Annotated in this window: 23 protein-coding genes; 14 read left to right on the top strand and 9 right to left on the bottom strand. The window is 40.0% G+C overall.

Annotation, left to right across the window (positions count from 1 at the left end):
• Window positions 1–201: 201 nt before the first annotated feature.
• From FTV04_RS14775 to FTV04_RS14765, 3 genes are all read left to right on the top strand, one after another.
• Entirely contained in the window at window positions 202–849 is a 648-nt protein-coding gene (locus FTV04_RS14775; RefSeq protein ID WP_180090207.1) for an Ig-like domain-containing protein, read from the top strand.
• Window positions 850–912: 63 nt separating this feature from the next.
• Window positions 913–1,551: a hypothetical protein gene (locus FTV04_RS14770; protein ID WP_180090205.1), complete on the top strand. Its 639-nt coding sequence runs from the start codon at window positions 913–915 to the stop codon at window positions 1,549–1,551.
• Between the two features lie 251 nt (window positions 1,552–1,802).
• A complete protein-coding gene (locus FTV04_RS14765) occupies window positions 1,803–2,720 on the top strand; it encodes an alpha/beta fold hydrolase (protein WP_373688136.1) in 918 nt (305 codons plus the stop codon).
• 77 nt (window positions 2,721–2,797) lie between these two features.
• Here FTV04_RS14765 and FTV04_RS14760 read toward each other — a convergent pair whose 3' ends face one another.
• The gene (locus tag FTV04_RS14760; protein ID WP_180090203.1) at window positions 2,798–3,667 is read right to left on the bottom strand and encodes a DUF2797 domain-containing protein; all 870 of its coding nucleotides are present in this window, start codon (window positions 3,665–3,667) and stop codon (window positions 2,798–2,800) included.
• A gap of 34 nt (window positions 3,668–3,701) precedes the next feature.
• Here FTV04_RS14760 and FTV04_RS14755 point away from each other — a divergent pair, with 34 nt between their 5' ends.
• Both FTV04_RS14755 and FTV04_RS14750 read left to right on the top strand, forming a co-directional pair.
• Window positions 3,702–4,172 (top strand): DUF6231 family protein, encoded by a 471-nt coding sequence (locus FTV04_RS14755; RefSeq protein WP_078188659.1) that lies wholly within the window; start codon window positions 3,702–3,704, stop codon window positions 4,170–4,172.
• A 112-nt stretch (window positions 4,173–4,284) separates the two neighbouring features.
• Window positions 4,285–4,911, top strand: coding sequence for a YidB family protein (locus FTV04_RS14750; RefSeq protein ID WP_180090200.1), 627 nt, complete (start codon window positions 4,285–4,287; stop codon window positions 4,909–4,911).
• A gap of 98 nt (window positions 4,912–5,009) precedes the next feature.
• On the opposite strand, the gene FTV04_RS14745 is transcribed toward FTV04_RS14750, so the two are convergent.
• From FTV04_RS14745 to FTV04_RS14735, 3 genes are read right to left on the bottom strand one after another with little or no spacing between them, the layout of a single operon-like run.
• Complete coding sequence (locus tag FTV04_RS14745) at window positions 5,010–5,618, bottom strand: OB-fold-containig protein (protein ID WP_168378601.1); 609 nt, start codon at window positions 5,616–5,618, stop codon at window positions 5,010–5,012.
• 16 nt (window positions 5,619–5,634) lie between these two features.
• Entirely contained in the window at window positions 5,635–5,961 is a 327-nt protein-coding gene (locus FTV04_RS14740; protein ID WP_180004656.1) for a Rieske (2Fe-2S) protein, read from the bottom strand.
• The gene (locus FTV04_RS14735) at window positions 5,961–6,965 is read right to left on the bottom strand and encodes an adenosine kinase (RefSeq protein WP_180090198.1); all 1,005 of its coding nucleotides are present in this window, start codon (window positions 6,963–6,965) and stop codon (window positions 5,961–5,963) included. The genes FTV04_RS14740 and FTV04_RS14735 overlap by 1 nt, the downstream gene beginning before the upstream one ends.
• A 277-nt stretch (window positions 6,966–7,242) precedes the next feature.
• On the opposite strand from FTV04_RS14735, the gene FTV04_RS14730 reads away from it, so the two are divergent.
• The 4 genes from FTV04_RS14730 (at window position 7,243) to FTV04_RS14715 (ending at window position 12,890) form a co-directional block, all read left to right on the top strand.
• On the top strand, window positions 7,243–7,692 hold the full coding sequence (locus tag FTV04_RS14730) for a GNAT family N-acetyltransferase (protein ID WP_078188654.1): 450 nt from the start codon (window positions 7,243–7,245) through the stop codon (window positions 7,690–7,692).
• Window positions 7,693–7,865: 173 nt separating this feature from the next.
• Window positions 7,866–8,633: a hypothetical protein gene (locus FTV04_RS14725; protein WP_180090196.1), complete on the top strand. Its 768-nt coding sequence runs from the start codon at window positions 7,866–7,868 to the stop codon at window positions 8,631–8,633.
• A gap of 141 nt (window positions 8,634–8,774) precedes the next feature.
• Complete coding sequence (locus FTV04_RS14720) at window positions 8,775–11,714, top strand: insulinase family protein (RefSeq protein WP_180090194.1); 2,940 nt, start codon at window positions 8,775–8,777, stop codon at window positions 11,712–11,714.
• A gap of 18 nt (window positions 11,715–11,732) precedes the next feature.
• Window positions 11,733–12,890, top strand: coding sequence for a phospholipase A (locus tag FTV04_RS14715; protein WP_180090193.1), 1,158 nt, complete (start codon window positions 11,733–11,735; stop codon window positions 12,888–12,890).
• Between the two features lie 377 nt (window positions 12,891–13,267).
• On the opposite strand, the gene FTV04_RS14710 is transcribed toward FTV04_RS14715, so the two are convergent.
• The 4 genes from FTV04_RS14710 to ilvA all read right to left on the bottom strand — a co-directional run bounded on the left by FTV04_RS14710 (window position 13,268) and on the right by ilvA (window position 17,622).
• The gene (locus FTV04_RS14710) at window positions 13,268–14,605 is read right to left on the bottom strand and encodes a TrkH family potassium uptake protein (protein ID WP_168378596.1); all 1,338 of its coding nucleotides are present in this window, start codon (window positions 14,603–14,605) and stop codon (window positions 13,268–13,270) included.
• 52 nt (window positions 14,606–14,657) lie between these two features.
• Window positions 14,658–15,317 carry a TrkA family potassium uptake protein gene (locus FTV04_RS14705; RefSeq protein WP_180090191.1) on the bottom strand — a complete coding sequence of 220 codons (660 nt, stop codon included), beginning with the start codon at window positions 15,315–15,317 and terminating at the stop codon, window positions 14,658–14,660.
• Window positions 15,318–15,421: 104 nt separating this feature from the next.
• Entirely contained in the window at window positions 15,422–15,889 is a 468-nt protein-coding gene (locus tag FTV04_RS14700) for a hypothetical protein (protein WP_180007813.1), read from the bottom strand.
• Between the two features lie 194 nt (window positions 15,890–16,083).
• Window positions 16,084–17,622 (bottom strand): threonine ammonia-lyase, biosynthetic, encoded by a 1,539-nt coding sequence (gene ilvA, locus FTV04_RS14695; RefSeq protein ID WP_180090189.1) that lies wholly within the window; start codon window positions 17,620–17,622, stop codon window positions 16,084–16,086.
• A 107-nt stretch (window positions 17,623–17,729) separates the two neighbouring features.
• Between ilvA and rpiA the strand changes: the two genes are divergently transcribed.
• Window positions 17,730–18,401, top strand: a complete 672-nt coding sequence (gene rpiA / locus FTV04_RS14690; protein WP_180090187.1) for a ribose-5-phosphate isomerase RpiA — start codon at window positions 17,730–17,732, stop codon at window positions 18,399–18,401.
• A 126-nt stretch (window positions 18,402–18,527) separates the two neighbouring features.
• Window positions 18,528–19,205 carry a SprT family zinc-dependent metalloprotease gene (locus FTV04_RS14685; protein ID WP_180090185.1) on the top strand — a complete coding sequence of 226 codons (678 nt, stop codon included), beginning with the start codon at window positions 18,528–18,530 and terminating at the stop codon, window positions 19,203–19,205.
• Window positions 19,206–19,418: 213 nt separating this feature from the next.
• Here the strand turns inward: FTV04_RS14685 and FTV04_RS16890 are convergent, their stop codons facing one another.
• Entirely contained in the window at window positions 19,419–19,697 is a 279-nt protein-coding gene (locus tag FTV04_RS16890) for a hypothetical protein (RefSeq protein WP_257221074.1), read from the bottom strand.
• Window positions 19,698–19,828: 131 nt separating this feature from the next.
• Between FTV04_RS16890 and argC the strand changes: the two genes are divergently transcribed.
• From argC to clpS, 3 genes are all read left to right on the top strand, one after another.
• Window positions 19,829–20,881 carry an N-acetyl-gamma-glutamyl-phosphate reductase gene (gene argC / locus FTV04_RS14675; protein ID WP_180090183.1) on the top strand — a complete coding sequence of 351 codons (1,053 nt, stop codon included), beginning with the start codon at window positions 19,829–19,831 and terminating at the stop codon, window positions 20,879–20,881.
• Between the two features lie 79 nt (window positions 20,882–20,960).
• Complete coding sequence (locus FTV04_RS14670; RefSeq protein WP_180026241.1) at window positions 20,961–21,710, top strand: hypothetical protein; 750 nt, start codon at window positions 20,961–20,963, stop codon at window positions 21,708–21,710.
• Between the two features lie 18 nt (window positions 21,711–21,728).
• Window positions 21,729–22,142: an ATP-dependent Clp protease adapter ClpS gene (gene clpS, locus FTV04_RS14665; RefSeq protein WP_078188641.1), complete on the top strand. Its 414-nt coding sequence runs from the start codon at window positions 21,729–21,731 to the stop codon at window positions 22,140–22,142.
• Window positions 22,143–22,145: the final 3 nt, after the last annotated feature.

Below are 22,145 nucleotides of genomic sequence, written 5' to 3'. Positions count from 1 at the left end.
AGCAAGTAACTTGGACCAGTGTTGATCATTTAGCATTGTTCGAGGCATAGCGAGTGTAAAATTGGGTTTGGCGATTTAATTTTACTATCTCGCTATTTTTTTAATCAACAAATGTCAACAGACCCTATTTAAATAATTCTCTTAAATTGAGTTTGGGAAGGCAGTTTCCTAAAAAATATAATGATGTGATTTGAGGGTGCTATGCAAAAGATGAGAGATTTAAACAGTATTTTAAAAAATATTTTGGGACAAGTTGAAATAAAGCAGTTGCTGATTCAGGGGAAATCACAGCATCAGCATATTCCCTCAACACCAGAAGTGACAGGACTAAATGACCTTTTAACTGGCACAGCAGAGCCAAAAACATGGGTGATCATTTCGGTCGGTGAAACTGTTACACGTGTCAAAGTGGATAAACAAGGACATTGGCAGATTGAGAATCCACTTAAAGAGGGCGGAGTTGCCACAATTTATGCGGCAAATCATCATGGCTTACGCTCAGAGGCAATAATGATTGCTCCAATTGCAGAGCCAAGTGTGCTACCCAAGATGCCGGAAATAATTGAAAAAGGCGAATATTTGGTTGGTAAAGCTGATGCAGGAAATACGGTGGTTGTGACCTATGGTGAGCAAGAGTTTATAACAGTTGCTGATGTAAATGGCGATTGGTCGATGCTCAATCCTTTAACGACCACAGGTGCAATAAGTGTTGTGGCAATTGATCAGGACGGTAATCGTTCTGAGGCGTTGCATACAGCGCAAATCATTTTACCGCAAGCTGTTACGATTTTAGAGTCTGGCGCGGTGATATCAGGTACTGCCGCACCAAATACGACTGTTGTGATTTAGTCGGATCAAGCGGTCTATCGTATTCAGGTCGATGAAAATGGCGCTTGGTCAATAGAAAACCCAGTGGCAAATGGTGGCACGTTGATGATTGTTGTGGAAGATCAATTTGGTCAGCAATCTCCTGCGATTGGCTTGGCATTTCCATTTATTCAGACCCCGCCTGAAAATCCAAGCTATGTACTACCAGCACCAGAAGTGACGCTAAATAGTGAAAAACTCGAAGGCAATGCATTTCAACAGGCTAAAATCATTGTGACAGCCAATGGTCAAGATTACGTGACCTATGCCAATGAAAGTGGTTTCTGGTCGATGGATAACCCGATTCAAAATGGCGGCTTTGCAACAATCGTAGCTGAAGATAGCCGAGGTGTTCAATCGCCTGAAATCTCAATAGCTAAACTGATACTTGCACAACCTGAATCATCTGCTGAGCTTACAGAGATTTTATTGGTCAGTGATGAACTGAGTGATGAACAAAGTGAAAACCAAATTGATAGTCCAAATGAGCCTATTCAGGCTGTGATCAATCTAGATGCGCTTTTACAGGATGCGAATGAAGTCCCAATTGTATTGCATACAGATGAACAGGATTTGATCGCATTGAGCAGAGACGTTTCAAATCCGCCCTCTATGCTGCCTGCGTTTGAATATTCAAGCTTACTCATTGAAGCTCCACTGACACCGTCTGATTGGCTTGCTTAGAAATATGAACCAGCTTTCGAGCTGGTTTTTTTGGCTTAAATTGACAGATATAATTTTTATTTAAAAGATTTAGCAAATGAAATATCGACTCTAGCATCGTAGATTGGTGTTCTCAAAAAAATAATATGAAGAAGAAATAACTCATCACGACAAGGATTAAGCGGATGATAGCTCTGTATATACCTCAATGTAAACGTTTAAAGAACCCGTTATTGCGATGGATGGATCATTATTTTAAACACATGATACAGATGCTACTAACGATTTGCGTTGCCAGTAGTATTCAAGCTGCAGAACTAAACTTTCAAAAAGTTTTAGAGCAGGAAAGAGCTTGGGCGGGCTTGAGTAGTAAAAAAGTCAAAAATAATGAAATCGAATGGACATACAGTGAAGGAGGAGATCCACGAAAACCGACGCTACTGTTGCTGCATGGTTTGTCAGGCACGCGTGATAATTGGAACCGAGTTGCCCGTTATTTAACGCCCAATTATCATGTCATTATTCCAGATCTGCCAGCACATGGAGAAACTATTGTCGCAGATCAATTTGATCTATCAATTCCTAATTTAACTGAAAAATTACGACGATTTATAGATGCTGCAAAGTTAGATCCAAATTTACATATCGCAGGGCATTCGATGGGTGGTGCAATTGCCATGCTCTATAGCGCTCAGTATCCCTTAGAAGTGAAATCTTTATTGTTGGTGGATTCAGCAGGTGTCTTTAAGTTGAGCAATACAGCGTATCTAAAAGATACGGCAAAGCTTGCAGAGCTAGTGGTCAGAAAAACTGGTGATTTTGATCGCGTGATGAAGATCGTGATGCAATCTCCGCCTTTTATTCCACAAGAATTAAAAATTGGGCAAGAAAAGTTGATGATCGTTCAGTCTAAACAAACCAATAAAATGGTGGAGCAACTGCAAAAAATGGCCACCTTGTATACGCCAGAGTCCTTTGCTTTGGCTGCACGAGGCATTGATGCACCTGTGTTTATTATCTGGGGGAAGCAAGATCAGATTATCAATGTTGAAGTAGCAGAAGAACTGAGACGCTTATTTAAAAAAGCCGAAAAGCCTCTGATTTTAGACCATGTTGGTCATATGCCAATCTTAGAAGCGGAGCAGTTAATGGCGTTGCCATATTTAAAGTTTCTTTCAACTGTTCAATGAATCAGATTGGTAGAGTAGGTGTAAAAAAGCGAGAAATATCTCGCTTTTTTAAACTTAATTAGATACTTTGAGTCGATTTAAGTACGTACTTTAATTTCATAGCCAGTGTATTTTCGAATATTAATCACACCGGTATCCAAAATCAGATACTGACCTTTAATCCCTTGTAATTTTCCTCGAATAATCGGTGTTTTGTCCAAATTATGCGATTTGATTTTTTCAGGATATTCATCTACCGGGTAGATAAATTGGCGTGGTAACTCATCTTCTAACAGTTCGACGGTTTCATTAAACTCTAAATTTTGGCTAAATTCTTCGCGAATGGTCTGAATTTTAGGTGCGAATTCTTCTACCAATTGGTCGCGAATTTCGATCAGGTTGATGGGTTCTGCTTCACCTTTTAGCAATTTACGCCAATCAGTTTTATCGGCCACTTGCGTTCCAAACATGACTTCAAGCTGACCAGATAGACGACGTGAACCAACTTTCATAATAGGCAAAGCTTGCGTCGCACCTTGGTCCAGCCAACGTGTAGGCATTTGACCAAGTCGAGTAATCCCCACTTTTAAGGCACTCGAATTGGCTATATAGACAATATGCGGTTGAAAGCAAACTTCATGGGCAAAATCATCTTCACGGCAAGTCCCGAGATGATAATGACAGGTTTCAGGCTTCATAATGCACATATCACAAGAAGCCTTGGTCTTCATGCATTTGAAGCAATGACCTTGTGAATATGATTTAGGTGTTTTTGCGCCGCAAGAAATACAGTAAATATTTCCTGTGGCTTCAATTTCAATTTCTTGGCCAAGGCTAAACGGTAGATCAACTTCTGAGCGATCTAGAATAAATTTATACTCAACATTTGCCTTGTGTGTATGTTGATCAGTTACACTAAGGTCTTTAAGACCTGCATGCATTTTATGGCAAATGCCTTGTAGTTCCATAAGAATACTCACTTCATTATTAAGGATGCGGTCAATGGCTGAACAAAATGTCATCACTTCTATGCTAGACGATTTGTCAAAAGAGCAGCCCATTTCAACCGCAATCTGTATTGGTCAGGATCTTGAGCAATACAATCAATTTCATCCAATTCAATGGCAACATTTTAACGTAACTGAGTTTTTAAATCTGCCTTTTACCCAGCGTTTTGACCTTGGATTTGTGATTCTTGATACTGAAACGATGTTGAGTTTGGATCAGCAGCAGAAAACGCAGATGTTGGTAAAATTGCGTGACCTATTTGCCAAACGCATCGTAGTGGTGAGTAAATTACACGATGAACAATTATTACGTGCTTTAGGCTTTACTCAGCTCATTGATAAAACCACGCATGAAAGTGATTTTGCTTTATGGCAGTTTAATATTTTGACTTATAAACATATACCAGATTGGTTTAACTCTAAATTTTGGGCAAATCCTGAAAACTGGGATAAATTCCGTTGGTAACAAATACTTAGCCTGCGAGAAATTGCAAAAATTAACAAACATTTATGATAAATCTGTGTTTTCCCACGTATGCTGTAATTAAGTTTATCTAGGTTTCACTGGGAAAAATAAAATGACAAATTTAAATAATATTGTTGAGATTTTAGCAAAGCAGGCCCTTGGTGGTGCAAACAATCAAAATCAACAAGGTGGTTTGGGTGGTATTTTAGGTTCGGTGCTGGGTCAATTGGGCGTAAATGCAGGCACTCAAAATACCCAAACCAATGCTCAAAACCAAGCAGGTGGTTTAGGTGGAATTTTAGGCTCTGTGTTGGGCCAACTGGGTGGTGCAGCGCAGCCGCAGCAACGTAGTAGCGGTGGTAATGCATCAACCATTTTAGTAGCAGTGTTACCTCTGGTGCTGGCTTGGATTCAAAAACAAGGTGGCCTACAAGGTGCTTTGGATAAATTACGTGGACAGGGCTTGAGCAGTCAGGTTGATGATTGGGTATCTACAGGCCCTGGTGATAATGCTGCTGTAACTAATCAACAAGTACAAAATTTATTTGATGATGCCGAAGTGGAGCAAGTTGCACAAGAAACACAAACTCAGAAACAAGATGTATATAGCGCAATTTCAAGGGTATTGCCGCAAATTATTGACTCATTGACGCCACAAGCTGGACAAACCAATCAGCAAGAAGCGAATGCTGATATTCAACAAGTGATGAATTTGGTCTCAGGTTTCCTGAAGCGTTAATCAAAATATCGATTTAGGTATTTGATTGAATACAAGCCAGTGAACACTGGCTTTTTTATGATTTGAAAAATGATAACAATGTGACGCTTAGATTGTCACTAGGATGGATTAAATAAACGGTTCGACACACTGATTTTTTTGCCAATATAGTGTGATTTTTTTTGACGAATCAAAATTATTTTTGACTGAAATTCTAACTCACCAAACTCTGGTTCAACTTGCACATAATGTAGTTGACCAAACTCATCACGCACACGCGCTTGAGCCGAAAAGCCGGGACGGGCATTTCCACTTGAAATGGTTGCTAGACGACCCAGTAGGTTAACGGTTTGTTTTTTGTATTTGGGCGGTACAACCTGATCCAAACAATGAATCATAAATACCGTAAAGAATATGGCAATAATCAACGCAGGTAAAATAAGATAATAAGCGGGAACGAATTGACCTTCTTTAGCGTGAATACAGAACTGAAGTACATAGCCTGCAAAGCTAAAATTCATCAGTAGAAAGAACAAAATCAGAGTCTTGGAAAATTTGACATTCAATAATGCCAATTCTTGTATGCGCTGTGGGGCAATTCTTTTCAAAACTTGGCTAGGACTAATATTGATGTAATAGCCAATGGTTTCAACCATGCCCAATAACAGTACGGCCAATAAACTTAAATGAAAGGGTATTAAGTTATAGTCTGTTAAAAATGCGGACATGGTTGTATTCCAGTGTTTATTCTTCTGTGAGGTAGATTCCACCGTCAGAATGCACGTTAATGTTCACTTTTTCAAGGGCTTGACCTTGGCATGGGCCAGAAATACATTCCCCAGAGTCGACCATAAACAGTGCGCCGTGTGTTGAGCACTCAATAAACTCTTGGTCACGATCTAGAAACTGATTTTCAAGAAACTCAAGTTCCACGTGCAAGTGTGGGCAGTTATTTTGATAAGCGTAAAACATGCCATCACGTTGGGTGATAAAAATCGTTTCACCTTCAGGCGTTTCGAATGATCGTGCTTCACGTTCAGGCACATCATCCGTCATGCAAATTTTAAACATTAAGCACATTCCTTCTGAAATGATTGTAAAAGCTGAGCATAGTCTTCAACTGCTAGGCGTGGACCAAACTGAGCCACAACCTCACTTGAGATCAAGATGGCAAGTTCAGCAGCCGTTTGATAGTCATGACCTGCATTGAGTGCATATAGGAAAGCACCAGCAAAAGCATCACCAGCACCATTGGTATCTACTGCGGTAACTTTACGACCTGGCACGGTAAATGTTGCGGCTTCATTATGAATTAAGGCACCTTTGGCACTTAATGTAATGACAATGTGTTTGCTTAGTGATTGCAATTTCGTAAGTGCAGCATCTAAATGATCTGTTTCTGTATACATCAGTGCTTCTTGTTCATTACAGAACAATAAGTCCACGCCATCATCGAGTAGCTCATCTAGACCTTGACGTGCATATTGCACCATTGCTGGATCAGATAAGGTCAATGCAATTTGTACACCATTGGCTTTGGCGATTTGACGTGCTTGTTTTACCGCAAGACGCGCGCTGTCTGATGTTGAAAGATAACCTTCGATATATAACCATTTTGCAGTATTTAAGCTGCCAAAATCAATTTGGCTATCAGTTAATTCAGCAGTAATACCGAGGTAAGTATGCATCGTACGTTCAGAATCAGGACTGACCAAAACCATACATGTGCCAGTTACACCTTCACTGATTGATTGAGTTGCAGTTTGGATGCCAGCGTCGTTTAAACCATTTAGGTAAATTTGACCTAAGTCATCATTGCCGACACGACAACCATAAAATGCAGTTCCGCCTAAAGCACTAAAAGCAACCGTTGTATTTGCTGCAGAACCACCAGAAGCTTGACCTTTGTATTCTTGAGTGGCTTTTAGATTGTTATAAAGGGCTGCTTGAGTATCGCCATCTGTCAGTTGCATCGTACCTTTTTGCAGATTTTGTTGAATTAGGAATTCGTCAGAGACTTTAAATTCTTGGTCAATAAGTGCATTACCAATTGCAAAAAGGTCAACAGTTGCCATGTTGTATGTTCACATCAAAAAAATGAAAGTGCTAAGTTTACACGAATGCTCAGGATTGCTGTAGTTTGTTGAAGAAAATTCAATTAAAAGACAAGTGTGTATAAAAATCGGGCAAATCCATTATATTTTTACATTTTTTTTGAATTAGTTGCCGTTTTAATCAGCTTTGCTATTGTGCAAATCGAAAAATTTTACTTTTATAGAGCTATAGGGTGTTCAGACTGAATCAAGATGATTTGGTCATCATAAATAGATAACAGATTAAAAGTGTGAATATATGGAAATTACGATTCGTCCAGCAGAGCAACTTCCTGCTCAAATCGAAAATATTGCTGCTTTGGCGCAGCATGAAGGCTATACATTTATACACCGTTTAATTGAAGAATATCAAAGTGGTAAAAATCGTTTTGACCAAACGGGTGAGCAATTATTGCTTGCTTATGATGGCGATAAATTAATTGCTTGTGGCGGTTTAAATCAGCAATGGGGTGATACTGGTGTAGAAGAACGGATTGGACGAGTTCGCCGTTTCTATGTGCATCCGCAGTACCGTCAGCATGGCGTGGGTAAGCAGCTATTGGTGGAATTGGAAAAGGGTGCAAAAAAACACTTTTCTGCACTGTGCTTAAATACTGAGCTTAAAAATGCTGCCAAATTCTATCAAAAACAGAATTATGTCTATGTCGAAAGTCATCCAAATTATAATTATTTTAAATATCTGGTTTAGTTTTAAATACCAAAATAGACTCTAAATACTGTAAATGAAGCATCCGATATCGGGTGCTTTTTTTATTTGGCAGTTCTAAAAAATAGTGCGATTTTTAAAACAAAATTTTAAGCAAAAATTCATTTCAGTTCTCGAAAATATAAGCATCAAAATAACTGCATAGAGTGAAGTATATGCAAGTGTCTGAGCTACAAGACTACGTTAAAAAAGTCCCTGAGATTACCGCACTGTTTTGGTTGACCAAAATTTTTGCGACCACCTTTGGTGAAACCAGTGGTGATGCATTGTCCATGTCCTTAAATTTGGGCTATCTACTCAGTACCTTTAGTTTCGCAGGCATATTTATCAGTTTGCTGTATTTTCAAATAAAGTCCAAAGCCTATAAACCTTATTTATATTGGGCCACGATTATTGCCAGTACAACGGTAGGTACGACTTTAGCGGATTTTGTAGATCGTTCTTTAGGGATTGGCTACTTGGGTGGTAGTTTGCTGTTGCTGAGTTTGGTGCTCATATCGCTTTTCAGCTGGTATCAGGTCGAAGGGGCAATTAATCCGAGTGTAGGGAATTTGCCGCGAACACAGATCTTTTATTGGTTGACGATTACCTTTTCTCAAACATTAGGTACAGCTTTGGGGGACTGGACTTCCGATAGTGCAGGATTAGGCTATAGCGGTGGTATATGGCTATTTGGTGGTCTAATCGTATTGATGGCGTTGTTGTATTTTTTTAGTCGGGTCTCAAAGACGATTTTATTTTGGGCTACTTTTGTTTTGACACGTCCATTGGGCGCAGTTGTCGGCGATTTTTTAGATAAGCCCATCAGTTCAGGTGGATTGGATTTAAGTCGCTTTATGGCTTCCTTTGTATTGCTGTTGGCGATTGTGATTTGTGTCTATTGGTCAACACGAAATGATAGGCAATCCATAAAACAAGTCTAAATGTCTTAGTGCTAAAACAAGTGATTTTTAAAATTAAAGTTCAAGTTGATTAAAACAGTTGGAAATGTTGTTTCGGTGAATCTAGTTGTGATTTTTTAAGGTATACTTTGCCTAATTTAAATGAATAGATTAGGAGCACACATGACTGTAGATGTCACTGAAACCATTTCTCAAACTGTACATCCTGCGTTTCAGTTGATTCGTCAACATCATGTTGAAGCTTTAGACATTTTAGTGTCTGAATATAAACACAAAGTGACTGGCGCGGTGCATTATCACTTAGCCACAAACCATGACGAAAACGTATTTTTAGTTGCCTTCCGTACACAGCCGATGGATTCAAAAGGTGAGGCGCATATTCTTGAGCATACAGCACTGTGTGGCTCAGAAAAGTTCCCTGTACGTGACCCATTCTTTTTAATGATTCGTCGTTCACTCAATACGTTTATGAATGCGTTTACCGCAGCGGATTGGACGGCATATCCATTTGCAACGCAAAACAAAAAAGATTTCCAAAACTTGTTAGAAGTTTATATGGATGCTGCTTTTGCTGCGAATTTGAACCCGCTTGATTTTGCGCAAGAAGGGATTCGTATTGAGCTAGAAAATGGAGAAGCTGTATATAAAGGCGTGGTATTTAATGAAATGAAAGGTGCCATGAGTTCACCTTCAGATCAGTTGTATCACCAACTTGCCCATCATTTATTCCCAGAAACGACATATCATTACAACTCAGGCGGTGATCCGAAAGACATTCCTGACTTAAGTTATGAAGAGCTAGTAAGTTTCTACAAATCACATTATCACCCAAGTAATGCGGTGTTCATGACCTTTGGTAATGAGCCTGCTTATAACTTACAAGAACAGTTTGAAACGCTTGCTTTGTCAAAATTTGAAAAAGGTCAAACGCTGTATTCAAAACCTGAGCGCCGCTTAACTGCGCCTGTAACTGTAACTGAAACGTATGCAGTTGATGCTGAAGACCTCAAAGACAAAACCTATCATGTGCTTTCTTGGTTATTGCCAGAAGCAAGTAATATCAAATTACGTTTAGGTATGCGTTTGGTTGAAGGTGTATTGCTTGAAGATTCTGCTTCACCATTACGTCATTATTTAGAAACCTGTGGTTATGCGCAGTCTACTGGTCCATTTATGGGCGTAGATGACTCAAACTATGAAATGACGTTCTACTGTGCAATTCAAGGTTCCAACCCTGAGCATGCAGAACAATTTAAAAATGGCGTGTTTAAAGTATTAGAAGACGTTGCGGCTAAGCCTGTTGATTCGGCTTTAGTTGAAGCGATTTTGCATCAGATTGAATTGCATCAGCGTGAAATTAATGGTGATGGTACACCATATGGCCTAAGCTTAATTCTGAATGGTTTAAGCAGTGCGATTCACCATTCAGACCCTGTGGATGTCTGGGATGTGGATACGGCCATTGAACAAGTGAAGGAAGAGTTGAAAGACCCAATGTGGTTATCCAACTTAATCAAAACTTACTTGCTTGATAATCAACATCGTGTGCAATTAACTTTGGTTCCAGATGCTGAAAAAAATGCTTTGGAAGCGGCAGCAGAAAAAGCACGTTTAAAAGAAATAGATGCGAACTTAACTGAAGCGCAAAAAGCAGAGATTATTGCGCAGACTGAAGCACTGAACATTCGTCAAGATACCCCAGATGATTTGAACCTATTGCCTAAAGTAGGTTTAGAAGACGTTCCTGCACAATTACAGATTGTACAAGGTCAATTACGCGAAATTATCAGTAATGGCTTGGATACGCCGTTAAATCTTTACCACGCAGGCACCAATGGTCTTTATTACCAACAAGTTTTGATTCAGATTCCTGATGAAGTGGTGCAATCGCCGTATTTCAATCTCTTATCGATTTTGATGGGTGAAGTTGGTGCAGGTGAATACGATTACTTAGAGCTACAACAGTTGCAAACAGCTGTGAGTGGCGGTTTAGGTATGGGGGCATCGCTGCGTTCAAAAGTGGATGATAAAGGTCAAATTAGTGCTTGGCTAACGTTGACCACCAAATCATTGGTGAATAATCTTGAAGCTATTCGCTTATTGAAATTGGCTTTTGAACAGCTACGTTTTGATGAAAAAAATCGTATCGTAGAGTTATTGCAACAACGTAAAGCACGTTGGCAGTCACGTGTATCTGGTTCTGGTCATAGTTATGCAATGCAAATTGCAGGTCGTCAACATAGTGCATTGGCGCTACGTGATTATCATAATACAGGCCTAGGCGCGCTGAACTGGTTGTCAGAACTTGTCAGCAAAATTGAGCAAGACGACACGGCTTATAATGCCTTGATTGATGAGCTTAAGTTAATTCATAACCGTTTGCTTAAAGCACCAAAACAATTCTTGGTGGTGTGTGAAGAACATCATTCAGACCGATTGGTTGAGGAAGTTCAAACCATTTGGGATAAAGTGGCGATTGATGATAACCCACATGCTTTAACTCAAGTGAATTTTGCAGATAGCAACAATGACGAAGCTTGGCTCATTCAAGCCAATGTTCAGTTCTGCGCTTCAGCATATCCTGCGGTGGAAGTGTCGCATCCTGATGCAGCACCTTTAATGATTTTGGCGGCTTATTTGCGTAATGGCTTCTTGCATAGCGCGATTCGTGAAAAAGGTGGTGCTTATGGTGGTGGTGCAAGCTATGACGGTAATGCATGTTCATTCCGTTTCTATAGCTATCGTGACCCACGTTTAGCTGAAACGTTTAAAGATTTTGACGCAAGTGTGCAGTGGCTACTGAATGCTGAACAACAACCGCATCAGCTAGAAGAAGCGATTTTGGGTCTAATTGCCAGCATGGATAAACCGGGTTCACCAGCGGGTGAAGCCATTACAGCTTGTTATGCTTTATTGCATAAACGCACGCCAGCTTTCCGTCAAATGTTACGTGAACGTCTGTTGAATGTGACTTTGGATGATCTAAAACGTGTTGCTGTGGCGTACTTGGTTGAACAACAACCGACAAAAGCTGTGGTTGCACCGGTGGCGAAGCGAGAGGCTTTGGTTGAGCTTGGTTTCGAAATAAAACAAGTGAATTAAAACAAAAAAGGGGTTTTTATGGCGTTCAAATCTCTTGAGCGTACGACATTGCAACTGAGCCTCATTGCGCTCAGTTCAATGTATGTCAGTACTGTAAATGCACAAAATGCGGAAGTGGCTGTTAAACCAGCTACCGCTGAAGCATGTGTGGCACTTGAGTCAAATGCAGAGCGATTATCGTGTTATGACGCTTTGTTTAAAGTGCAACCTGCTGAAAAAGAAATGTTGGTTTCTGAGCGTCAAGCCGCACAAGAAATTAAACCTGAACCGACTGAAAAGTTGACATTCAAAGAAAAAGTCAGTCATGCGTTTACGGACCGTTTATTCGCTGTAGAAGCACCGAACCTTAATCCAAACCTTTCATTATTGGATAGTCGTTGGGAGCTTTCTCCAGAAAGTAAATTAGGGACGTGGAATATTCGTGGCTATCAACCTGTGTATTTAATGCCGGGATACTGGACTTCAGATAAAAATGAACGTCCATCAAGCCCGAATGAAAACAACACGGTACAAGCCGATCAGGAACAAAACCTGAAATCGATGGAAGCCAAGTTCCAATTGTCATTAAAAACCAAAGCTGTTGAAAACTTATTTGGTGATAATGGTGATATCTGGTTGGGCTATACCCAGTCTTCTCGTTGGCAAGTCTACAACGAAGATGAATCTCGACCATTCCGTGAAACCAACTATGAGCCTGAAGCCAGTCTGGTTTTTCGTACCAACTATGAACTCTTGGGTTTGAACTGGCGTATGCTGGGCTTAACTTTTAACCATCAGTCTAATGGGCGTTCTGATCCCTTATCGCGGAGTTGGAATCGTGTCATGTTAAATCTTGGATTTGAACGTGACAATTTTGCACTGATGTTACGTCCTTGGTATCGTTTCGAAGAAGATACCAAAGATGATAACAACCCTGACATTACAGATTATGTGGGACGTGGGGATTTAACAGCGTTTTATCGTCATAAAGATCATGACTTTAGTTTGATGTTACGTCATTCATTGAAAGGTTGTGATGATTCACATGGTGCGGTGCAGTTCGATTGGACTTTCCCAATCAATGGTAAATTACGCGGCACAGTTCAATTGTTTGATGGCTATGGTGAAAGCCTGATTGACTATAACCATCGGGCAACCTATGTCGGTGTCGGTGTGTCATTAATGAATTGGTTTTAATGATTGCTCAATAATTAATTTACGGACGTAAAAGTAATTTCGCATTTTTAAGATGCTTTTAAGTCTAATCGACGGAGTCTTATATCTAGGGATTGAATAAAGGGATTAGCCTTCGGCTGGAGGTACTTTTGTTTAGGCAAAAGTACCCAAAACCATTGTCATCCGCAAAACTCGCTCTCTAGCGTCTATTTACTTAAAGTATCGCAAAAACATTTTTGATTAGAAGTCATCCTGTCTCAAACACTTGCGGATGACCTTACCGCGTATCGTTCTTTCATTTGAATCAAATTACGCTACTGATGTTACTATGTAACATCAGTAAATAAAAAAACCATGCTATGGCGTGGTTTTTTTATAACTGTGAGACAATGTACAAATCAACCGATTTGGATCTCAGAAGGTGGGTGTTTTAACCGACTCTTCTTCGGTGTGGCAATCAGATAGGCCAGTGTTAAGGGGCCAAGTCGACCTGCGAACATTAATAACATCAGGGCAACTAAACTGGCGGGTTGTAAGTCGCTGGTGATGCCACGAGATAGACCAACGGTGCAAGCAGCGGATACCGCTTCGAACAACAAATCTAAAAAGCGTTTATCAGGTTCGAGAAGCAATAGACTGAAAAAGCCAATGAAAATCAACGTTACTGTAATGAAAATTACCGCTAATGCTTTAAAGGTGGTTTTTTCTGAAACAGAGTGGTTAAACACACGCAGTTCATCTTCACGTCTTAAAAAACTGACCACACTGAGTACAACAATAATAAACGTCCCGACTTTGATGCCACCAGCTGTACTGAGAGAACCACCTCCAATAAACATCAGTAACATCGTGACGAGTGATGATGCATCGCTCATGCTTTCCATAGGTAAGCTGTTAAAACCCGAAGAGCGCGGAACCGTTGCATGGAACCACGCGTTGAGGGCTTGGTCACCAAGTGACATCGTAGCTAAGGTAGCAGCATTATTGGCTTCTAATAACCAAATGGTGATGAAGGCAAAGACATTTAAACCCGCAATAGTCGATAAAATCAGCTTGCTATTGGTACTGAGTTTTTTCCAACTTTTATTGCGCTTAATGTCCATCAGTACCAAAAAGCCGATACCCCCAATAATGTAAAGCATACTGATGGTAAACGTAATGAAATAACGGTCAGCGAAGCTCATTAAACTATTGGGAAATAATGAAAATCCACCATTATTAAATGCTGAAACACTATAAAAGGCAGCATAAAACAGGGCCTGGTTAAAATTGTATTCTTGCATCCAAGCGATGGTCAAAATAACCGTTCCCACCATTTCAAAAAATAGCGAATAAAGCAGTACGCCTTTAATAGTCATGGTCACTTTGGCAAGACTGGTTTGTCCAATGGTTTCTTGAGCCATAATCTGTTGTTTTAGCCCAATTTTAGGGGACAAACTCATAGCGGCCAATATCGCAAAGGTCATAAAACCGAGACCACCGCATTGTAGTAAACCCATAATCACGACTTTACCAAACACCGTATAGGCTTCGCCGACATTTACAACTGAAAGTCCTGTAATGGTTACGGCAGAGGTCGCTGTAAAGAGGGCATTGATCCAACTTAAATCGCCATGATGTGAATATGGGAGCTTTAACAGCAAGGTGCCAATGATAATAAGCCCAAGAAAACCCAATGCCAAAATACTGGGCGGGCTGAGATTAATGGTATTACGCTGTTTATTGTGCAGTTTCATGTTTTTCTACTGTCATCTTGCGTGATTATGTGCAAAAGGAGCTCGACGCTGATTACAAAGTTGCTTTAAAGTGTTTAGCCAGTCGACGTAAATGTTCGAGTAAACCTTCAACCACTAAAATATCGCCTGTTTGTAAAATCAGGTTCGGATCTAAACTATATTGAAGCTGGGTGCCACGTTTATGCAAAATCGTCTTCACTTCTGGGACATGATCCATAATTTGATTTAAACGCGTGCCTTGTTGTGATTCTTTAATTTCAACTTTCACCAAATAATGATCATCTTCGAGCACCATGTAGCGACTCACCATCGGATAACTCAGTGACTGGGCAACACGGACGCCCATATCTTCTTCAGGATGGATGATTTTGCTGATGCCTAAATGGGTTAAAATCATGTGATGCGCTTTGGACTTGGCTTTGGCCCAAATTTTGTTGATCCCCATGTTTTTAAGATGGAGCACACATAAGATGCTGGCTTCAATATCTTCACCAATTGCGACTACGACTGCTTCACAATTTTGAATATTGAGTTCTTGTAAAACGTGTTCATCTGTTGCATCAGCAATCACTGCATGGGTTAGTTGGTCCGAAATACTTTCAACAAACTTTTTGTTGCTATCGATTCCAATGACATCGTGTTTTAAACCCATGAGTTCAGTGGCTACAGTTGCGCCAAAACTTCCTAAGCCAATCACAGCGAATTGTGCCATGCCGTATTCCTAAATTATTCTAAAGTTATTGAATATGTTGATGTTAGCTTGTTCAGCCTAGAGCGGCTATGAAAATTTACATAATCCATCTAAACCGAAAAGTTTTAATTTTTAATTTCTTCAGCATTTTGATAGGCATAAAGTTCAACAATATTGGGGCAATTATCCATAACTTGTTGGTATTTAAAAATTTCATAGCCTAATTTATTTTTTAGAATGTATTGAAATTGATGCTGATCTTCTTTAATGACATTTAAGGTGGCTTTACGAACGAGCTCAGAATTGTTCTTTAAACGGTTTAAGCCATCGCATGAAAATTCACGGATGATGGCTTGAACAGGTTCGGGAGCGGTTTGATCACTTAGCTCATCAAAGCGAATATATACAATGTAATTTGGATATTGATTCAACATTTCAGCTTGCGCGGTATAGCCGTAAATATTTTCTAGATTTTGCGTACGGGACTGATTTGGAATTTGTTTCATACTTTGACGAATCTTATCTTCCTCTTGCTTAAGTTGATAAGCCGGATATGCATAAAAATATCCACCTAAACCTACGATAGCGATCATAAATAAGGCATAAAAATTCAATTTTAAATATCCATTTTGTTTTATTTTCAATGGATTATAGGGTATGGTTAAATTAACAACAATGACAGCGTTGATGAATTAATTTGATGAATTTATTTATTTTGATTCAGGAAATAGTTGATGCAAATAAAAAAGCTGGAACCTAGATCCCAGCTTTCATATAGAAATTTTACTTATTTCAAGAAACGTTGATAACCGAGGTTATTGGTAATCTCAACATATGGATAGGTAATATTTTCCAATGTTTCAATTAAACCATCTGGGTTTTGTTTCGCATCCGTTGCTTCCATACCCACCAATACACGACCTTCAGCAGCACCGTGGTTACGGTAGTGGAATAGGGTGATGTTATGCGTTGGGCCTAGACGTTCTAAGAAAGTCAGTAATGCGCCCGGACGTTCGGGGAATTCCACGCGGAATAGGCGTTCATTTTCGATATCGGCATGACCGCCAATCAAATAACGGATATGCAGTTTAGCCACTTCATCATCAGAAAGATCGTCTACATCGTATTGGAATTTTAAGGTTTCAAAAATTTCCTGACGTTCTTTCTCACCATTTTTGAGACTGATACCCACAAACACTTGAGCGGCACTTGAGTTGCTTGCACGGTAGTTAAATTCAGTGATATTACGGCCTTGTAGTGCACGGCAGAATTTAAGGAAAGAACCTTTTTCTTCTGGAATGGTCACAGCAAAGATCGCTTCTTTACGTTCACCCAGTTCGGTACGTTCTGCAATGTAGCGCAGACGGTCAAAGTTCATGTTTGCACCGCAAACAATCGATACCATATTTTTACCTTCTAGACCATGCTCTGCAACATACTTCTTGATACCTGCAAGCGCCATTGCACCTGACGGTTCTACAATGCTGCGGCATTCATCAAAGGTATCTTTAATTGCTGCACAGATTTCATCGGTATTTACCAGTACAACTTCACGCTCAACAATTGGGCCTGAGTTATCTGATTTTTGTAGCTGAATCACTTCAAATGGTTTATCACCAATCTGTGCAACCGCTGTACCATCGGCAAATAGACCGACAGATGGAAGAATGACACGTTCATTGGCTTCAAAGGCTGCTTTTAAACATGCTGATTCATCATATTCAACAGGAATGACTTTAACGTGAGGTGCCACATCGCCTAAGTAAGCTGCTACACCGGCAATAAGACCACCACCGCCTACAGCAACGAATACATAGTCGACATCACGCCATTGACGCAAAATTTCATTGGCAATGGTGCCTTGACCGGCCATAACGAGTTCGTCGTCATAAGGTGGAATAAAGGTCATCCCTTCATCTTTTGCACATTGGATTGCATATTTATTGGCTACGTCAAAAGAATCGCCATGCAGAACCACTTCACCGCCTAAGCGTTTAACCGCTTGTACTTTAATGTCTGGTGTGGTTTTAGGCATAACAATAATGGCGCGAATACCTAACTTTTTACCAGATAACGCCACGCCTTGAGCATGGTTACCTGCAGAAGCAGTAATAACGCCACGTTCCAACTGAGATTTCGGTAATTGACTAATACGGTTGTAGGCACCGCGTAGTTTGAAAGAAAAGACAGGTTGTAAATCTTCGCGTTTAAAGCGAATGTTATTGTTTAGTTTTTCACTAATTCGTGGCGCTGCTTCGAGTGGGGTTTCGATTGCAACGTCATAGACCGTTGCCTGTAATATTTGTCGAACCAAACGAGACAGCATGTTAATTTTCCATCTAACAGTTTAAAATAGGCGTTCATTGTAACAAACACCCGTACATTTGGGCTGTAAAATCAGCAACAAATGTCAAAAAATAGTTGAGCCAAGTTATGAGTCTGTATGCTACCCAAGATGAAAAGAAACAAGCTGCCGCAAAAGCTGCGTTAAAGCATTTGCCAAAGGGCGGTATTTTGGGTGTTGGTACAGGAAGTACTGTGAACTTCCTCATCGAATTATTGCCAGAGCTTCAACTTGAAGCTGCTGTTGCAAGTTCTGAAGCAACTGCACAACGTTTGAAAAAATTAGGCATTGAAGTGGTTGATATGAACCACGTTGGCGGTTTAGATGCCTATGTGGATGGCGCGGATGAAATCAACCGTCATATGCACATGATTAAAGGCGGCGGCGCTGCGTTGACTCGTGAAAAAATCGTTGCATCAATTGCGAAAAAATTCGTTTGTATCGTAGATGATTCTAAATGGGTTGATCAATTAGCACGTGAATTTCCGCTTCCTGTAGAAGTGATTCCAATGGCACGTTCTGCTGTGGCACGTAAAATCGTTTCTTTAGGCGGCGACCCTGTGTACCGTGAAGGCGTAGTTACAGATAACGGTAATGTAATTTTAGACGTACACAACTTAAATATCCTAAATGCTTTAGAGCTTGAAAAGACTTTGAATGACATTCCGGGTGTAGTGTGTAACGGAATCTTTGCTCTAAACAAGGCGGATATTGCGGTTGTAGCCACTGATAATGGTATTGAAGAGCGTACTGCGGTTTAATCTGTTCTATTAGAATCCCCCTAAATCCCCCTTTGATAAAGGGGGACTTTTCACCTGAATTTATTTAGGTGGTTTTCCCTCCTTTGTAAAAGGAGGGTTAGGGAGGATTTAAAATTAATAAAAAATATGACTCCCAACCTCCCTGAAATTCAAATCACTCGAAAATTACGTGCAACACGCCTCAGACTGCGTGTAGAACCAACTCAAATTAAATTAACGGTTCCCCAGTTTTGTACTCAGCGCCAAGTTCAAGATTTTCTGAAACAATCTGAACAATGGATGATTGAAACATGGCAGAAGCAGCAGGAAAAAACAGGGCAGATTGATAAAACGCTTCCAGTAGAATTAGAACTTTTCAATCTAGAACAGCCTCTAAGCATTGTTTATAAAGTTCAAAAACATTCATTCATCTTAGATGAAGAAAATCATCAACTTTTCATCAGTGATCGGCAGCCTGAGCAATATTTAAAAAGTTTTGTGATTGCTTATGCCAAAGAGTATTTACCAATTTATTTAAAGCAAGTGAGCAGTGAAACAGGCTTGAAATATGGTGAGTGCTCGATTCGTCAGCCCAAAACGCGCTGGGGAAGCTGTTCAGCGCGCCATCATATTATGCTGAATAGCGCATTGGTGCTGTTTCCAGAGCAAGTTGCACGATATGTGGCTGTACATGAGTTAGCGCATACCAAGCACTTTGACCATAGCCCAAACTTTTGGGCTGAAGTGCAAAAGCATGATATAAATTTTCAGCAGCATCGAAAAATACTAAAAATGACGGCAATGCCTTGGTGGTGGGTGCTCTGAATTAAAGGCACTAAGTTGTAAACACTAAAGCATTTCTTAATATATTATTTCAATTAAATCAAATCCTTCTTGGTATGTAGGCGGTTCTAATGCGTAATAAACATTGGTTAATGCCATCAGATCGACTATTTCATCTGAAGGGCGTTGAGCGTTTCTTTTTATGCATACTTCGAGCGGGATTTGAAACCATACAGCAACGCATTTTTTACCCAATTATTTAGCTTGCTCAATTATCGGTAGACGTTCAGATTGCTTTACTAAAATAGCATCAAAAATAATATTTTCAGGTTCGCGGGATATTTGGTTTTTGGCCCAAGTTGATTTCTCAGCCCCTTGGCATCCGATCAATATATAAATGATTTTAACCTTTGGGTTAGTTTTTAATTCATGCTTAAAAGCGTCAAAACAGCATTGCCATGCTGGAATATTTCTTTCTTTAGTGAAGACACGACCTTGAGCTGTGGATAGGTAATGATAAGGATTTATATGCATGATCTGACTTAATAGGATTCAGAAGATAAGCTAACATTATAAAGTGAAGCTTTATATGTCAAAACAGTTCAGAAATCCTCAACTTCCTGTCATACTACGCAGTCATCAAATGGATACTTTGAATAGAGGTAATGAGCGTGATTTCAGTAGGTATTGTCGGCGGTACAGGTTACACAGGTGTTGAATTACTGCGTATTTTACTGCGACACCCCAATGCAGAAGTAAAAGTTTTAACTTCGCGTACTGAAAATGGCCGCCGTGTGGATGATATGTTCCCAAGCTTACGTGGACATACAGACCTTTGCTATTCAGATCTAAATATTGAAGAACTAAAACAATGTGATGTTGTATTCTTTGCGACGCCGCACGGTGTAGCAATGAAACACGCAGAAGAATTGGTTGCTGCAAATACTAAAGTGATTGACCTTGCTGCTGACTTCCGCTTGCAGGACTTAGCACAGTTTGAAAAATGGTATGGCCTCGACCATGCATGTCCAGAGCTATTAAAAGATTCAGTTTATGGTTTATCAGAATTAAACCGTGAAAAAATTCAAAAGGCTTCAGTGATTGGTAACCCCGGTTGCTACCCAACAACTGTACAGCTTGGTTTAGCGCCAGTATTAAAAGCTGAAGGATTAGTGAAACCTGAAAGCATTATTATTGATGCAAAATCAGGTGTGTCTGGTGCAGGCCGTAAAACCAGCCTAGGTATGATCTATTCTGAAAATGCCGATAACTTTAAAGCCTATGGCGTAGCGGGTCACCGTCATCATCCTGAAATTGTAGAAGCCTTAGAAAATATATCAGGTCAAAAAGGTGTGTTTAACGAAATTTTATTCGTACCGCATTTAGTACCGATGATTCGTGGCATGCTCAGCACTATCTATATTGATTTGACAGACGCAGGTGCTTCTGCGGATTTACAAAGTATATATGAACAGTTCTATGCCAATGAGCAGTTTGTAGATGTTATGCCTGCAGGTAGCTCACCTGAAACACGTACTGTGCGTGGTGCGAACCAATTACGTATTGCGATTTGCAAACCTCAGCCGAAAAAATTAGTGATTTTGGTGGCTCAAGACAATTTGGTGAAAGGTGCAGCAGGTCAAGCCGTACAAAATATGAACTTGATGTTTAGTTTTGCTGAAAATGCAGGACTTCAAGGCATTGGTTTATTACCATAAGAAACGATTTAAAACTTCACACACATTTAAAACTGGATTTAAATGTGTGCCTTGATTGAATTAAAAATAAGAGATGACGATGTCGAATACAGAATCTAATTTCAAGTCAGAACCTGAAAACAGTGAAAAAACGCCTTTTATGAAGACGAATATGCCACTGGCGATTGGTGCAGTTGTACTTGCATTGAGCAGCGGTTTGCTCGGATATAGTATCGGTCATCGTCAGGGCTTAACTGTGGTCGGATATGATGCAGATGCAGAGCAACTGGTTGATGTGGTGCAAAAGCAAAAAACTGAATTAGCAGGCCTGAATAAAAGTTTGAATGCGGCAATTCAAGAGCGTGATGTCGCTGTAAGTAATTCAAATGATTTATATTTGGCCGTTAAAAAAGCACGTGATGATCAAGAGTTAACCGGTAATTTGGGTGTTTTGTATCGTGAAGTATTGCGCCAACGTGGGGGTATGCCGCTTGCAGTACAACATTTAGCGATTAAATCGTTACCTGAAAATGCGTATGAATACCAACTTGATCTCGTTCAAGTAAGTCCGTCAAAAAGTAATGTATCTGGAAGTGTTGAGCTGCGTCTAATTAAGGGTACAGAAGTACTTGCAGTGCCTTTAGAAGACAAAAACTTTAACTTTAGCGAAAGTGAGCGACTCACTGGACGTTGGACCATGCCAAAAGGCTTTAGTCCAGACTTTATTGAAGTGCGTTTAACCGGTTCTAAACCCGTTATTCGCCGTTTTAGCTGGTCGAAAGGTCAGCCTGTTGAAAATCAATCTGCCTTCCTTTCAGAAATTCCTCAAACTGAAGCAAGTGCAAACTAAGTGTGAAACCTAAATCCTATGCGAACCAATAAGCGTCAAACGTGTTTATCTGACATTAAAAATTCATTTTACCAATCTGGTTTAGTGGACTGGCATCTAAACCCGACTCTCAGCCAAGGTACGCAGGATGATGGTGATTCAGACATTCAAGTATTGACTGCGCCACCTGAGTTAAAGCGTCCTCCTATGTATGCTGTCGTTTTAATGAACGATGATTACACCCCAATGGACTTTGTAATTGAAATTTTACAACAATACTTTGCTTTGAATCTTGACCAAGCCACTCAAGTAATGCTAACTGTACATTATGAAGGAAAGGGTGTTGCAGGGGTTTATCCGCGAGACATCGCAGAGACTAAAGCAAATCAGGTCAATAATTACGCTCGGTCGCAAAGTCATCCATTACTTTGTCAGATTGAGCCAAAAGATTAATAA

This window comes from Acinetobacter sp. YH12219 (genome assembly GCF_013417875.1).
GTDB lineage: Bacteria > Pseudomonadota > Gammaproteobacteria > Pseudomonadales > Moraxellaceae > Acinetobacter > Acinetobacter amyesii.
The sequence above is the reverse complement of the archived record's forward strand: the minus strand, read 5'-3'. Positions and strand labels throughout refer to the sequence as shown.

What these genes read in the sequence shown, in the direction of transcription:
- FTV04_RS14775 (WP_180090207.1), top strand. Translation starts at nt 202, where the DNA reads ATGCAAAAGATGAGAGATTTAAACAGTATTTTAAAAAATATTTTGGGA.
- FTV04_RS14765 (WP_373688136.1), top strand. Translation starts at nt 1,803, where the DNA reads ATGCTACTAACGATTTGCGTTGCCAGTAGTATTCAAGCTGCAGAACTA.
- FTV04_RS14760 (WP_180090203.1), bottom strand. Translation starts at nt 3,667, where the DNA reads ATGGAACTACAAGGCATTTGCCATAAAATGCATGCAGGTCTTAAAGAC.
- FTV04_RS14755 (WP_078188659.1), top strand. Translation starts at nt 3,702, where the DNA reads ATGGCTGAACAAAATGTCATCACTTCTATGCTAGACGATTTGTCAAAA.
- FTV04_RS14750 (WP_180090200.1), top strand. Translation starts at nt 4,285, where the DNA reads ATGACAAATTTAAATAATATTGTTGAGATTTTAGCAAAGCAGGCCCTT.
- FTV04_RS14745 (WP_168378601.1), bottom strand. Translation starts at nt 5,618, where the DNA reads ATGTCCGCATTTTTAACAGACTATAACTTAATACCCTTTCATTTAAGT.
- FTV04_RS14740 (WP_180004656.1), bottom strand. Translation starts at nt 5,961, where the DNA reads ATGTTTAAAATTTGCATGACGGATGATGTGCCTGAACGTGAAGCACGA.
- FTV04_RS14735 (WP_180090198.1), bottom strand. Translation starts at nt 6,965, where the DNA reads ATGGCAACTGTTGACCTTTTTGCAATTGGTAATGCACTTATTGACCAA.
- FTV04_RS14730 (WP_078188654.1), top strand. Translation starts at nt 7,243, where the DNA reads ATGGAAATTACGATTCGTCCAGCAGAGCAACTTCCTGCTCAAATCGAA.
- FTV04_RS14725 (WP_180090196.1), top strand. Translation starts at nt 7,866, where the DNA reads ATGCAAGTGTCTGAGCTACAAGACTACGTTAAAAAAGTCCCTGAGATT.
- FTV04_RS14720 (WP_180090194.1), top strand. Translation starts at nt 8,775, where the DNA reads ATGACTGTAGATGTCACTGAAACCATTTCTCAAACTGTACATCCTGCG.
- FTV04_RS14715 (WP_180090193.1), top strand. Translation starts at nt 11,733, where the DNA reads ATGGCGTTCAAATCTCTTGAGCGTACGACATTGCAACTGAGCCTCATT.
- FTV04_RS14710 (WP_168378596.1), bottom strand. Translation starts at nt 14,605, where the DNA reads ATGAAACTGCACAATAAACAGCGTAATACCATTAATCTCAGCCCGCCC.
- FTV04_RS14705 (WP_180090191.1), bottom strand. Translation starts at nt 15,317, where the DNA reads ATGGCACAATTCGCTGTGATTGGCTTAGGAAGTTTTGGCGCAACTGTA.
- FTV04_RS14700 (WP_180007813.1), bottom strand. Translation starts at nt 15,889, where the DNA reads ATGATCGCTATCGTAGGTTTAGGTGGATATTTTTATGCATATCCGGCT.
- ilvA (WP_180090189.1), bottom strand. Translation starts at nt 17,622, where the DNA reads ATGCTGTCTCGTTTGGTTCGACAAATATTACAGGCAACGGTCTATGAC.
- rpiA (WP_180090187.1), top strand. Translation starts at nt 17,730, where the DNA reads ATGAGTCTGTATGCTACCCAAGATGAAAAGAAACAAGCTGCCGCAAAA.
- FTV04_RS14685 (WP_180090185.1), top strand. Translation starts at nt 18,528, where the DNA reads ATGACTCCCAACCTCCCTGAAATTCAAATCACTCGAAAATTACGTGCA.
- FTV04_RS16890 (WP_257221074.1), bottom strand. Translation starts at nt 19,697, where the DNA reads ATGCATATAAATCCTTATCATTACCTATCCACAGCTCAAGGTCGTGTC.
- argC (WP_180090183.1), top strand. Translation starts at nt 19,829, where the DNA reads ATGAGCGTGATTTCAGTAGGTATTGTCGGCGGTACAGGTTACACAGGT.
- FTV04_RS14670 (WP_180026241.1), top strand. Translation starts at nt 20,961, where the DNA reads ATGTCGAATACAGAATCTAATTTCAAGTCAGAACCTGAAAACAGTGAA.
- clpS (WP_078188641.1), top strand. Translation starts at nt 21,729, where the DNA reads ATGCGAACCAATAAGCGTCAAACGTGTTTATCTGACATTAAAAATTCA.